Origin of the sequence: Legionella sheltonii, from assembly GCF_026191355.1 — a bacterium.
GTDB lineage: Bacteria > Pseudomonadota > Gammaproteobacteria > Legionellales > Legionellaceae > Legionella > Legionella sheltonii.
This window is the reverse complement of sequence record NZ_JAPHOQ010000002.1, coordinates 377,886-392,276: the sequence shown is the minus strand read 5'-3', so window position 1 is coordinate 392,276 and position 14,391 is coordinate 377,886. Positions and strand designations below refer to the sequence as shown.

The following is a 14,391-nucleotide window of genomic DNA, read 5'->3' as shown; positions in this document are numbered from 1 at the left end:
CATAGAGGAGCTTTGCAGTATATGCAACATAGAGAATATCATCGAATTGAACGAATTGGTTGGCTACGGGCTGCCGTATTAGGTGCCAACGACGGTATTATATCTACTGCAAGCTTATTGATTGGCGTTGCTGCTGCTCACACGCCATATCATGGAATTCTTATAGCGGGGTTTGCAGGATTAATTGCTGGTGCGATGTCAATGGCTGCAGGTGAGTATATATCTGTAAGCTCTCAGGCAGATACAGAAAAATCTGCTTTAAAGCGCGAAAGGAAAGAGCTTGAGACGAGTTTAGCAAGTGAAATAGAAGAGCTCACTGCTATATACATTAATCGAGGACTAGAACCTGATCTTGCAAAAGAAGTTGTAAAACAATTGATGGTTAAGGATGCTTTAGGCACCCATGCTCGCGATGAGCTTGGTATTACCGAAGTTACGAGTGCACGTCCTCTTCAAGCAGCATTGTTTTCCGCCTGCAGTTTTACTGTTGGTTCATTATTACCCTTATTAATGATTTTTATTGCTCCCCAAGCTCATCTTATTCTAATCATATCCGTGATGGCAGTTCTTTTTTTAGCATTACTCGGGGCAGTGGCTGCAAAGGTTGGCGAAGCGTCCATAGTATCAGGAGCAGTGCGTGTGGTGGTTTGGGGGACGCTCGCGATGATTGTGAGTGCTGGTATTGGTTCCCTATTGGGCATCGCAGTGTAGGATTAATGACAGTGACAAATTGTCATGACCCATGGATGTAGCTTCTAGCAGCGCCTTTTCAAATTCATTATTAGGGCATACGTTCTTTTGTGGTATAAGCAATTTTAAAAAAATTGAGGAACTGCATTCCCAGCTCCTCATTAGATTTGCACTGTTACTTGATGTGTGACTTGCTCCCTAAGTCATTTACATGGTTTACAAAATAGAACAATTATTCGCTTTATATCGGTCAAATTCTGATGACTCATATTCTTCTAATCGGGAGCCGTTAAAGAAATACAGGTGTTTGCCGGTTGGATCAGCTTCTGTTTTAGTCAAATTAAGGTTTAATTTATCGATAGCTTCATTTTCAGAGTCTGAGAAAGATGATCTGATTTCCAATAAATATTGATTAGCTTTTCCAAAATCGAAATGACTCATTTTACTGTCTAGGTAACCATATCGTAATCCTGTGATGCGACTCGCTACTGATTGGGTTTCCTGTTGAATGCGAACCAGATTTTTCTTAGTATCGTCTACGACTACGATATCTCTTGGCAAAGAAGCACGTTTTAAATATTCTCTCAAAACAATTCCTTTATTCATACCATCACAATAAATGATACCATTCTGATACATTGCAACCTGATGTTCTGATGCGAATAAAGTGTAAGATTTCTCTGATTCGCCATGTTTTGAAAAGTTAATTTTTATTTCGCGCATTTGTTTTTCTGTTGTATCAATAATGCTAGGACCTCGTGAGGTTAACGCTATGACTGGGATGTGAAATTTTTGCAGTAAGTGAATAATTGCAATTGTATCCGATTCAACAGCCCCAACTTTAATATTTTTATGGATGGCGTTACGTAGCGTCAATGCCAGTTCAAATGCTTCATGGTCATTTGGAAATACTTTTTGTATATGTTCTATTAATTTTTCGAACCATTGGTCGCTGCCTAAATCTTTCGAGCGTATTGGTCTTATGATCGTATTATCAAGATCAAAAACAAATAAAATCTTTTCTCTAAAGCAATATTTTAGAACATCTTGAATGTTAGGACATTCATAGATGTCTTTATTGAAACTCCAGTTTAGGCGGCTTAATTTTGTAGTATCTTGAGATAGAACTTCTTGATTGCAATTTCTTTTTAAATGCACCTGATAAGCATATTCCGCTGCTTTTTTATAAGTAGATGATAAAATCGATGCATCGAGTGGCAAATTTATATCAATGCCCTGTGCAGCAATAATATTTTGAATGCTCGGATCATGTAAAATCTCTACCATTTCCGCAAAACTATGAAATCCTCTTTTCCAGGTGAATGCAATAAATGCTTTGATGAGATTATCGACATCGGATTGAAGTAGCGTTTTGGGGTCTGATTGATGCTTAATTAAATACCGTTCTAATACAATAATAAAAATAATAGTATGACCTGACAAGGAATTGACAAAAGGAACATGAGGATGCGATTTTGAATAACCATGTTCCACATTTTCATTAATAAGCGCTAAATCCGCAAGTCGATTCGCTGTGGCAGGAATCACTTCATCGAGAGGATTATACGCTAAGGACTTCATAATTCCCGGATTACTACTATATACTTTTTCTGCTTTGGTATCGAATCGGTTTTTTCCTCGATCTTTAACTTTATATAACGTAGAATGGTTCTTAATTGATTTATCTTTTTCAGCTATTTCTGCCACATGTTCGCATTTTTCCATACGATCAACGACGAGTTCAGCGTCATCAAGTGATTGTACCATTTTAGGTATATCAATTGTTGGATCAATCTCATTAATTAGTGCAGAGAGTTTTGTTATGGTTTCAAATTCCACTTCATTAAGGCTGTTCCATAACTCTAAAGCGAATCTGGTTTCGAAATAGCGTCTACTATCAAGAGCAAGTGGATTATCGGTCAATGTTGAAACTTGGGATTGGATCAAAGAGCGTTCATCATCAGATATTTCTTTGTGATCTCGGCAAATTTGTAATATCAATTGTATTGCGTCGGTCTTTTGATTTTTTAAGTACATCACTTGAATAGCATGCAATTCATTTTTTATTATATCGCCGATCTTTTCCTCTAAGAACATCGTGCTCAATAGGATAAAATCAGACCAATCCAATTTTGACGACAGCATGGAATGTAGTGCTTTTAATTTTTTAGATTGGACAGATGAGATATGGATATTTTTGTCATGACGATTAAAAAACATGGTAAAGGGCTCCTCAAAACATAAGAATACTTATGAAGTAGTTTTATAAAAAAAATATTGAGGAGCCTTCAGCAAAATCTTTCGAAAACGATGTAACTCAGGAAGACTCAGAGATTAGCTACATCAGCCGATTTCTTGCGCCAAATTTTATCAATAGCCCTTAAATTAGTCAAGTGTTATTTAATTTGCGCAGAACGAAAAATGCTTTGGAGGTAAATGAGTACCATTTTTATAAGTGGAATGGATTTATTTGTGCTAGCCTTTATAGTAATCACTAAAAAATGAAGCGGAATTACTTAATAATAGTTTTTTTTCTTCCTATTGGTTTGGAGGCAGGGATTATGGAGTATAAAAGACCAATTCTAGATGATTTCGAACAGATTGTGACGCTACAAAATAAAAATCTGGTTGATGCTTTAACCCCATCAGAAAAAAGCGATGGTTATCTTTCCGGTAGTTTTTCCATTGAACAATTAAAATCCATGGATGATGATATTTGTGTCTTTATTTGCAAAGATAAAAATAGGGTTTGTGCTTATATTTGTGTCAGCTCGGTTGAATACAATAAACATATACCCTTAGTCGCTTCAATGCTGGATTGTTTCCCTGATATTTCTTATCGAGGAAAGCCTTTATCCACTTATGATATTGCAATTTCTGGCCCAGTTTGCATTGATAAGGACTATAGAGGGCAAGGTGTTTTTTTTAAGCTTTATGAAAAGCTTTCTGAATTTTTAATGAAGGAACGTCCAGAGTTAGATTTATATGCCGTGTTGATCTCTACCCAGAATTTACGCTCTATAAATGCTCATAAAAAAGTGGGGATGGAACAAGTTGGAACGTTTTCTTTTGATAATAATGAGTTCTTAATCTTGGTAGCCCCTATCAAATAAAATTGTGTGAACAGGTTTAATCGTTTTTTGAAGAACAAGTTGATGCCAAAAGCTCGTTCATTGGTTAGAGCCCCATAAATAGCTTGATTGTAAATCGTATCTTTATGCGGTAAATCTTTTCTTTTTGTGGGAATGTATTTACGTAAAAAAATCGTAAAACCCTGTAGCTAATACACAGATAAATTAAATTTTTACATACAATTGTTCCATTATTGATAAATTTGAATTGGGTATTCCTCATGAAAAAAGACGAGCATCAGCACGCCTCTGGCCCAAAAGGCGAACCCCAAACCTCTTCCACAGGATTCGCTTTGCAACAATTAAATAAAGAAGCAGAAAAGAAAGAGGCTGCTGCTGAATCAGCAAAGATACGTTGTCGGATTTGTTTTAAAGAAACTGCTCCAACCCCTCGTTGTTTCGGACATGGCGGCGGTGGCGGTGGTGCCGGTGACGGAGGTGGTTCTGATAATACATCAGAAAAAAAAGCCGGCTATGGTGATGATAAATCTTTGATTAAGGCTGACTTAGTTGATAATACTGAAGAATTAATAGGTGAGTTCAGTTTCATGGAAGATAGTGAAGAGCTTGATCCAGAGTCCCACTCAGATGAAAAAAGTTTTGATCCGGGCGTCATTGCAGAGTTAGTTGCTAAAGGGTTATTGGTTATTGATAATGACCGAAAATCGATGACTCTGACCATTAATTTACAGTGTAATCCTAACTCATTATCTGAAGAACAAAGAGAAGAGTTAAAAAAATTCATGAAGGCTATTCTAAAAGAATTCAATGCATTTAAAGAAAAACATCATTTATCTGATGATTGCCTTAACATGACTCAAGATGAAGAAGGAAATATAGTTTCACTTTGCATGAATTTGCCTACATTAAAGTTATATGATGAATTTATCCAGCAGTTGGCTAATAATTTACTGCCCACACCAAGCCCGAAATTCCAAACGAAGGGTGTGCACAAGGAAACTAAAAATTTTGCTCCAACCCCTTTGTCGATGGAGCCAAAACCAACTGATAAAAATAAGCATCTTATGCACGATGTAGCCAATCAAGACAAAGATATTTCTGATACGGACGTTGAACCTGAAGAGAAGCAAGGAATCTTTGAGTTATCTCCTTTGCTAATGAAGATGAAACCATGGTAAAAATGAATGTCAGTAAACAATGTAACTTTTTTATTTGTATTCATTAAAAACACTTGTTTAGAAAATGTAAATTACTATGAGCCTCAGGCACCGATGCATCGGTGCCTTGCTAAAACACCATACTCCTTCTCATTTTCGGGGGCTAATCAAGATTGCACAACCTAATTCTTAAAAAAATTATGGGGTATAAACACCATTACTTGTTTGAGCATGCTGAAAGCTAGAAGGGGCTGTTTCTTCAATTTGTTGCTCAAAAAAACCACTTTGTCTGCGTTGTTTTATTGAGGTTAAAGTGAAGGTTTCTAGCTTTTTTTGTTCCAGCAAAAGATGAACAACCTGTTCGAGGCGCGAAACCATTTTATGAATATCAGTAAACTGGGTATATCCATAATGTGCTGTAACGCGAATATTGTTCGGAGGGCGGACGTCGATTTCGAACGTTCCCAAGTCACTTGCCTTTTTTAATAAAGCTTCTATTTGTTTAACATCACTAATTTCCTTAACACGAAAAACCAGCATGGCCCCTCGTTTTTTAGGATCGTCAGGGGTAATCCACTCAATTTTATCGCCTAAATGTTGTTGTATTAGAGCTTGCATATAACGAGTAAGACATTCAGATTTGGCATTTAATTTATGCCAACCTACCTGACTCATTGTTTTGATATAGGTTTTTACTGGTGCAAGGGCAACAGGGGAGGGATTGCTGCATCTGAAAGCCCATGCTCCTTTTTGCATCATGATCCTAGAGTCGTAACCATCAATTAAGTCAAAAACTTTCTCGGAAGCTGCTGCTTTCCATCCTTGAATGGGTGGATATTTTTCCAAGTCTGTATTCTTGTTAACATAAATGCCAAAGCCACTGCCTGCTGAACCACAAATATGCTTATAACCACAACCCACCGCGTAAGTGACGGGTAATTCGCGTAGATTTAAAGTTCTATTTCCTATTGTATGAGCTAAATCCAAGCCAACAATAATAGGGTATTGCTCTATCGTATCCTTTAGTTCGGTTAAAATATGTGTGATATCAAGACGTTGTCCCGTACTAAATACTATGTCCGATAAGTGTAGGATTTGGATTTGCGCGGCATGGTTTTTGACAAAATGAATAACGGCCTCTTCACTATAGAGTCCTTGTTCATCAGGAAGGATTTTTAGGGTAAGGGATGTGGGACTGGGAACCTGTTTCGGATCACGAAACACACCAAAATTCTTAGCCGTTTGTATCCCTCTTTTTAAGACCGATTCAATGACTGCTTGATCGGAAAAAAATTCTTTTCCCAAATGACAGATCCCGGTTTTTCCTGATTGCCAATCAAACAATGTGGGTCGGTAAAATGTATCCACCAATCGTCCTAGATTAGAAGATAAGCCTTCCTGAGTATAGAGAAATTCGCAAGGCTCAGAAAAGCCTAAAATTTCCTGCATTGCATTGATTGCTTCCTCATCAATATCACAATCAAACCAATTACCGCCATGTTTGTGAGTTTCGGGAAAGTGTCCTTCATGTAACTGAGTTGCTTGCAACTTATTAATGCGCTCTATTTCTTTCACAGCCGGTTTGAATACAGGTCCTAAAGAATGGCCCGCAAAAGGTCTCAAACCCTCAAACTCAAATAATTCATGTACACTGTTTAAAGGGTCAATAGAATCTAAATAAGTAGCATACTCTAGGGAAAAGCCACCCGGTTTTTCTGAAATTAAGCGGATAAATTCATCCGGGTTAGATACCATAGCCTCAATTAGTTCTTTCATCATTCCCTCGAAAATCAATGTATAAATTTCTATATTAAGCTTTTCCTTGATGTGATTCTATGATTCGTGTAAAAGACTTTTTCAAGAAAAAATAAAGGTAAACTTGGTTGCTTAAGGACGTTCATAACATTCTTTTATTAAACCAGGAAGATCATAAAATTCGGCTCACAAATACAATAAATAGTACCGAATAATCAAATGGTTAATTAATAAAATGGACTAAAAAAGGCCATTATGTTACAATGTAACACATTGTTTGTTTTTGTATACAGTATTGAGTGAAATAAACCATGGCTAATCCTATTCATTACCTTAATCCCACTTTACCTGAAAATATTCCTGTTGTTCTGGCACTTATGAATTCAGTACATGGAGCCAATCCAGGCTTATTAGAAGCTTATAATGTCTATTCTTTACCTACATCAGCTGGAGAAGAATCACGTTATGTGCTCACGCTACCTGTTCTTCAATTTATTGCCGATCCATTAGTGCGCTCTGATGCACCACCAAGACGTTTAGATGTTTTTGAACCGAGTTCTGACGATAAGGGATGTTTCGGCAATGTTTTCCCGGTGATCAAGTCCATCATTCCCCAAGGAGATGGCGGTGTTTTTGATGAGTCAGGCTCTTATGTAATAAAACAGATGCGTGCTCATCAAAATGGATTGAGTGATAAACCCAACAAACCTAATATGTATGTTCGCGTAGCAAATAGAGAACAATATTTAGGAAGCCAGCATCCAACTTTAGGAATACACTATAGCTTATTCAAAACGGAACAATTTTCTTATTTGCATATGAATCGAGCTCCTGGACGCACTCTTGATTTTTATATCGATCAACTTTCTGGTGAGGAGTTTCTAAGTCTTGCTTGTACTTTAATCCAAGAAGTTCCGAAACAAATTCATCGAATAGTTTCTTCGGGCAAACACGAAGGCCGAACGATGATTCATTGTGATCTAAAACCAGACAACATTATGGCTCAACTCAAGAAAAATGAAGAGAATGGGCATAGTGAATGGACAATTACGGTAATTGACCTGGGTTTAGCCAAAACAATAAAAAACGATGAGCCATACTCTACCTTACGGAACCATGGTAATCGAATGGCATGGGATACAGACATGTTTCTTGCGAGTTTGCATGGAACGCTTAAGAGCTATGATATTCAAAGTGATTTATATGCACTATTTGTTTGCATCAGTGAGCTAGCAGGCGCGCTAAGTCGAGATGGAACTGAAATAACTGAGGAATCAACTGAAGAATCGATTGAAAAGTTGACTGCAGAGGAGCATAAAAAGAGGGCGCTGGAAAGAGGTCTTGAAATGACTCAAGACCCTGATTTTATAGGCATCTTTGGTAATATGGGCTTTGATCCCAAAATTGCTGCGAAATTAACAGATACACTCAGAAGCACGCTCCATCCTGATAAAAAGCAAAGAATGAAACCGGAACAAGCCTTAGCCGTTTTTCAAGAGGCTTTAAACACTGTTCGAGAAAATGCAGAAGAAACTCTCTTTGTTACACCAGCCAAAAAGAGAAAAACGGACCAAGTAACTGCTGAAGACTTAAAACAATGTATAGAGCTACCACTTGAAGAGATAGCTAAGGAAAAGGAACTAGCAGTAGAGGAATATAATAGACAGCCAAGAAAAATAACTCTAAAAAAATGGCTGAATCAGTTTAATGAATTACGTTCTGCCGCAAGCCCCGAAGAATTCGAACGATTCAAAACGATGCTGCCTATGGTTAGAAAAGATATTAAAAGTTCATTTATTGTCAATCTGTTGCGTTTTAATTTGTTTGAAGAGTACGATGTTGATGCCTGTATTCGTCTCATCTTACGTCATGAAGAGCTCACTGCTCCTTTAAATAAGGATTACCCAACCTTACCTGTCCTTTGGCAAAACCGCTTCCAAATGCTGGCTCGAGTAATTCCACTACAATTGACGCAGAGACAGGCTTTTGCATGTATACAAACAGGACTTTTCAAACAAAATATTACTGCGTTACTCGCATTGGAAAGCAAGGAGTCTGATCCTGAAATAATCAAAGTAATGCGTCAGGAATTAGAAAAGCAATTGCGGTTGGAGCCTAAAGTTTGGTGCCTACAATTACCCCAATTTGTGGAACTTTTTAATCATCAATATGAATGTGTCACTCAGTTAAATGAATTGGCGAATCAATTGATTCCACATTGCGCTTGGAAAAAGGATTTTCAACAGCAGTTTATCAATTGGGCTAATGATATCTTTAATAACGCCATACATGGAAAATTTCCTGAAATTCAGGGGTATTTTTCCCATTACCACTCCATGATTGCGCTACTCAATCGGTGTGCGCAGGAAGGGGAAACTTTAACTGGTCTATTTAATGCGCTTCCTGAGTTATCACAGTCAATTTTAGGTGTGGAGGCAATTGATATGGCAATTCGACAACTTAAATTGAGTGATACCCAAACTGTTATTAATCTGACTCAAAAATTAGTATTACTTTTTTTAATACATGATGTGTTTTATCAATTAATAGATCAGGATAAAAAAGAATACGATTCGATTATGCAGACGAATAGTGCCCAATTTATCGCAATTATCTTCCAACTTAATCAACAAGATCCGCCAAAAGGGGAGTTGGTAATACAATTAGGAAATATTTCCAATTCTTTAAAGGCGCTTAATCAATTGCGACTTTTCATGGATAAGTGTTCTCCATACCCGAACATTCAGAAAGCCATCGAAATTTTATTAAAACATAATTTTAAAATCGAAGCACTGGCCAACATTGTGAACGATAATTATATGAAAGTCAGTGACGCGAAACGACTTGATAGAGGTTTAGATATCATTCTGTCAGAAGAAGCAAATCAATCATTGCAAGAATCCTCAGCACAAAATGAGAAGCTTTTTGTCGAAATCACTAGGTATTTTGCTATGCCTGGGAGATACTTTCCACCTGAGCCCAAAATTCATACTCAACAGAATTTTACTCAAATGTTATTCCAGCCAAGGCCTCAAGAGGCAAAGAACTCCGATGAAATTAGTGCTCTTGAAATAACTCCTCCACAATTATCTCATTAGTCAATGTTGGGTCAGATAAGGGGTAAATTTCCCTCGACCCCCTCTCTCAAGGGAGCTGTTGAAAAATTTTATGTCATTCCTGCGCAGGAATGACATACATATAGTTTGGCAATGATCTTCTTCCTCTTCTTCTTCGCTCTTTATTCAACAGAGTCCCCAATTCTAAGGGATCAACGTCAATAATAGTGGGCAATAATCAAATGGTTAGTCAATAAAATGGACTAAAAGAGACCATTATGTTATAATATAACACATTGTTTGTTTTTATATACAGTATTGAGTGAAATAAACCATGGCTAATCCTATTCATTACCTTAATCCCACTTTACCTGAAAATATTCCTGTTGTTGTAGCACTTATGAATTCAGTACATGGAGCCAATCCAGGGTTATTAGAAGCTTATAACGTCTATTCTTTACCCACATCAGCTGGAGAAAAATCACGCTTTGTGCTCACGCTACCTGTTCTTCAATTCGTTGCCGACCCATTAGTCTCTAATGCACCATCAAGACGTTTAGATGTTTTTGAACCGAGTTCTGAAGATCAAGGCAGTTTTGGCAATGTTTTCCCGGTGATCAAGTCCATCATTCCTCAAGGAGACGGAGGTGTTTTTGATGAATCAGGCTCTTATGTAATAAAACAGATGCATGCGGATCAAAACGAGTTGAGTGATAAACCCAATAAACCGAACTGGTATGTTCGTGTAGCGAATAGAGAACAATATCTAGGAAGTCAGCATCCAACTTTAGGAATACACTATAGCTTAGTCAAAACGGAACAATATTCTTACCTGCATATGAATCGTGCTCCTGGACGTACTCTTGATTTTTATATGGATCAACTCTCTGGCGAGGAGTTTTTAAGTCTTGCTTGTACTTTAATCGAAGAGGTTCCAAAACAAATTCATCGAACAGTGACTGCCGGAAAACACAAGGGTCGAACGATAATTCATTGTGATCTAAAAACAGAAAACATTATGGCTCAACTCAATAAAGATGAAGAGAATGGGCATAGTGAATGGACAATCACGGTCATTGACATGGGCTTAGCCAAAACAATAAAAAACGATGAGCCATACTCTACCTTACAAAGTTATGGCAATCGAATGGCATGGGATACTGATATGTGGCTTGCTAATCGAGATGGAAAGCCTATGAACTATGACATTCAAAGTGACTTATATGCATTATTTGTCTGTATCACCGAGTTAGCAGGTGCCCCCAAGCGAGATAGTATCAATGCACTTGAAGAAACAAAAAATCCTGATTTTTCAGGTATCTTCAGCGAGATGGATTTTGATCCAAGGCTAGAGGAACAATTAACGGAGGCACTTAGAAGTGCACTTCATCCTAATAAAACACAAAGAATGAGGCCGGAACAAGTCTTAACGGTTTTTCAAGAGGCTTTAAGCGCAGTTCGAGAAGATACAGATGAAACGGTTCTTGCAACCCCAGCTAAAAAGAAAAAGACGGAACAGATAACTGCGGAAGACCTAAAAGAATGGATAGAGCAACCGCTTGATGATCTCGTTAAGCAAAAGGAACAAGCAACAGAAGTAGAAAATAGACAATCAAGAAAAGCAACGTTGAAGATATGGCTGAATCAGTTTAATGAATTACGTTCTGCCGCAAGCGCCGAAGAATATGAACGATTCAAAACAATGCTTCCTACACTTGTAAAAAATATTAAAAGTTCATTTATTTTCGATTTGTTACGTTTTAATTTATATGAAGAATACGATGCTGATGCCTGCATTCGTCTGATCTTACGTCATGAACAGCTCACTGCTCCTTTTAGAAAGCATTATCCTTCCTTGCCTGCTCTTTGGCAAAGACGCTTTCAAATGCTGGCTCAGGTAACTCCGCTACAATTGACGCAGAGTCAGGCTTTAGCATGTACACAAATAGGACTTTTCAAACAAAATATTACTGCATTACTGGCATTGGAAAGCAAAGAATCTGATCCTGCTCTCCTTAAGGTAATGCGTCAGGAATTAGACAAACAATTGAAGTTGGATCCTAAAGCATGGTGCTCTCAATTGTCTCAATTTGTGCAATTGTTTAATGGTCAATATTTCTGTATTACTCAGTTCAATGCGTTGGCTAAACAATTGGCTCCCCATTACTCTTGGCACAATGCGCTTCAACAGCAGTTTATCAATTGGACTGATGAGATCTTAAGTCATGCCATAGAAGGGAAATTCCCTGAAAATCAGCAGGAGTATTTTGCTCATTATTGTACGATGATTGAATTACTCAATCGATACGTGAAGGATATGAAGACTTTAGCTGTTCTATTTAACGCGCTTCCTGCATTATCACAGTCCCGTTTAGGTAAAGAGGCAATTGATACCACAATTCGACAACTGCAGTTGAGTGATCCTCAAACAGTTAGTAATTTGACTCAAAAATTAGCATTACTTTTTTTAATACATGACGTACTTTGTCAATTAATGGATCCAGATAAAAAGCAATATCCTGCGATTCTTCAGGCAAATAAAAATAATTTTAATACACTGATTTTGCACCTTGCAAATCAACAGGATTTGCAACTAGAGGAGTTGAAAAGACAATTAGGTAATGTATCAGATTCTTTGAAAGCGCTTAATCAATTGCGTCTTTTTATGGATAAATGTTCTGCACATCCGAATATTCAAAAAGCCATCGAAATTTTATTGAAAAATAATTTCAAAATTGAGGCGCTTGCCAACATGGTGAACGATAATTATATCGATATTATTCCCGCGAAACGGCTCGATAGAGGTTTAAATATCGTTTTATCTGAAGAGGAAAATCAATCATTAAATGAGAAGATTTTTACGGAAATAACTCGGTATTTTGCTAATCCTGGGAATTATTTACCTCCTGATCCTAAAATGTATACTCAGGCAAACTCAAGTCAATTGTTATTCCAGCCTATTCCAGCAGAGAGAGAGGATGCAGATAAAATCACGGTCCCTGAAATCACTCTTTAATCTAATCCATCATTTTAGGTGGCGTAATAAGATTGGTCCAAGACTTAGAGCTGTAGAGCAAACGTGGTTATTCCTGCGTAAGCAGGAATCCATCGATTTCTTTGAATCATTTTAATGAATTAAAACCGATAGGGTTGGAATACAAGGTTAATAGTTTGCAGGTAATTAAATTGTCAGTAAAGTCAAACTATTTACAAGAATGGAGAATAATTGTATTTTCCGTTGGATTCTTTCGATACTCGAATTGAATTGTCTTATACGTTTATGGAAAAGTTGACCACAAAGCGTATCCCTTTATTTATATTCAAGAGGTTTTAATATGAAATTGTTTCGAATGATGTTACTGGGCTTTTTATTTTCCGCCTCCTTAATCACTCAAGTTTCTGCTGCTCCAGTAGATGATCCTGCTTTGGCTGCTCCGGTTGAAGATTATGATTTTCAGCAAGAGCGAATGAAACTGACTCCTGATTCTGTGATAGTTATTTCAACATTTGATAGCGAAGATCATGTTACTGCCTATACCTATGCTGGAGTACGTTTATGGAATGCTCCATTTCATGCAAAGATATTATCATGGCAAATTGCAGGTGATTACGTTTTTATTTTTTCTAAAGATCGTAAAGGAACTAAAACTTATATTACTTGTCTGAACAGACATACTGGCGCTCTTATTTGGCAAAAACCTTAAGTTTGTCGAGGTCTTTTGCGGTCAATGGCTGTTGATCACCCCTCTATGTCCCAAGAGATCTCGGAGTGCTGTAAATAGCCACTGTCTTGAACGCTTAGTTCAAGAAAGTGGCTATGTCATTTCTGCTGAACTGATTTGACTCCAAAAATGTAAAAATAATATACAATTAAGGGAGGGCACACAGGAAAGGATACGCTTATGATTGGTTTAGGAGGTAGTTTTAGACTTTTAGGTAGAGTGTTCCGAGTATTTTATCAAAATATTAAGGCTTCCTATCAAATTACCAAAATGCCAACCCCCATAGTTGCAATATTGGGTTCATCTAAAGCAAAACAAGAAGGCAGTTATGCGCAGAATGCACGATTACTCTCGAGAAAATTGGTTGAACAAAAGATATCAATCCTAACTGGAGCTGGAACTGGAATTATGGAAGCTGCCAATCGAGGTGCATCTGAAGCGAACAGTTTGGAGAAGCGATCTTTTGGTATTGCTGTAGGAGCATTCAAAGTACAAAATAACCCGTTTTTAGCCGGCACTATCAATGTGGATTATTATTTAATTCGCAAAATTCTTTTACTCAATTATGCTTCCGGATTTATTTTTTTTCCAGGAAGTTTCGGTACCCTCGATGAACTTTTTGAAATCATCACCATGCTAAGACACAAGCAAGTGGAGTTATACAGGATAAACAAAAACAAATTACCGAAAACAGTACCCATTATTTTGCTAGGAAAAGAATTTTGGCAGCCATTGTTGGATTGGGTCATTAATTTTCCCTTAAAAAATAATTTACTTTATCATGATGATATGAAAATGATTCATATTACGGATGATCTCGAGGAAGTAGTACAAATCATTAAAGAATGTTGTTGTAGCGTGGAAATGAAACACCAAAAAATTCACACTGTTATTCATTAAGCTACGAATTCTGATTGGC

Annotated in this window: 9 protein-coding genes; 7 read left to right on the top strand and 2 right to left on the bottom strand. The window is 37.2% G+C overall.

Features of this window, described 5'->3' with window-relative positions; translation table 11 throughout:
* The first annotated feature begins 21 nt into the window (after positions 1 to 21).
* The gene (locus OQJ26_RS03735; protein WP_265702604.1) at positions 22 to 711 is read left to right on the top strand and encodes a VIT1/CCC1 transporter family protein; all 690 of its coding nucleotides are present in this window, start codon (positions 22 to 24) and stop codon (positions 709 to 711) included.
* Between the two features lie 195 nt (positions 712 to 906).
* Here the strand turns inward: OQJ26_RS03735 and OQJ26_RS03730 are convergent, their stop codons facing one another.
* Positions 907 to 2,910 carry a DUF2608 domain-containing protein gene (locus OQJ26_RS03730; protein ID WP_265702603.1) on the bottom strand — a complete coding sequence of 668 codons (2,004 nt, stop codon included), beginning with the start codon at positions 2,908 to 2,910 and terminating at the stop codon, positions 907 to 909.
* Positions 2,911 to 3,251: 341 nt separating this feature from the next.
* Here OQJ26_RS03730 and OQJ26_RS03725 point away from each other — a divergent pair, with 341 nt between their 5' ends.
* Both OQJ26_RS03725 and OQJ26_RS03720 read left to right on the top strand, forming a co-directional pair.
* Positions 3,252 to 3,803, top strand: a complete 552-nt coding sequence (locus OQJ26_RS03725; protein ID WP_265702602.1) for a GNAT family N-acetyltransferase — start codon at positions 3,252 to 3,254, stop codon at positions 3,801 to 3,803.
* A gap of 239 nt (positions 3,804 to 4,042) precedes the next feature.
* Positions 4,043 to 4,960, top strand: coding sequence for a hypothetical protein (locus OQJ26_RS03720; RefSeq protein ID WP_265702601.1), 918 nt, complete (start codon positions 4,043 to 4,045; stop codon positions 4,958 to 4,960).
* Between the two features lie 177 nt (positions 4,961 to 5,137).
* Here OQJ26_RS03720 and OQJ26_RS03715 read toward each other — a convergent pair whose 3' ends face one another.
* Positions 5,138 to 6,718, bottom strand: coding sequence for an aminotransferase class V-fold PLP-dependent enzyme (locus OQJ26_RS03715; protein WP_265702599.1), 1,581 nt, complete (start codon positions 6,716 to 6,718; stop codon positions 5,138 to 5,140).
* A 287-nt stretch (positions 6,719 to 7,005) separates the two neighbouring features.
* Between OQJ26_RS03715 and OQJ26_RS03710 the strand changes: the two genes are divergently transcribed.
* The 4 genes from OQJ26_RS03710 (at position 7,006) to OQJ26_RS03695 (ending at position 14,372) form a co-directional block, all read left to right on the top strand.
* On the top strand, positions 7,006 to 9,792 hold the full coding sequence (locus OQJ26_RS03710) for a protein kinase domain-containing protein (protein ID WP_265702596.1): 2,787 nt from the start codon (positions 7,006 to 7,008) through the stop codon (positions 9,790 to 9,792).
* 292 nt (positions 9,793 to 10,084) lie between these two features.
* Complete coding sequence (locus OQJ26_RS03705) at positions 10,085 to 12,766, top strand: protein kinase domain-containing protein (RefSeq protein WP_265702594.1); 2,682 nt, start codon at positions 10,085 to 10,087, stop codon at positions 12,764 to 12,766.
* 319 nt (positions 12,767 to 13,085) lie between these two features.
* Positions 13,086 to 13,454 carry a hypothetical protein gene (locus OQJ26_RS03700; protein ID WP_265702592.1) on the top strand — a complete coding sequence of 123 codons (369 nt, stop codon included), beginning with the start codon at positions 13,086 to 13,088 and terminating at the stop codon, positions 13,452 to 13,454.
* Between the two features lie 198 nt (positions 13,455 to 13,652).
* Positions 13,653 to 14,372, top strand: coding sequence for an LOG family protein (locus OQJ26_RS03695; RefSeq protein ID WP_265702590.1), 720 nt, complete (start codon positions 13,653 to 13,655; stop codon positions 14,370 to 14,372).
* The last annotated feature ends 19 nt before the right edge of the window (positions 14,373 to 14,391 follow it).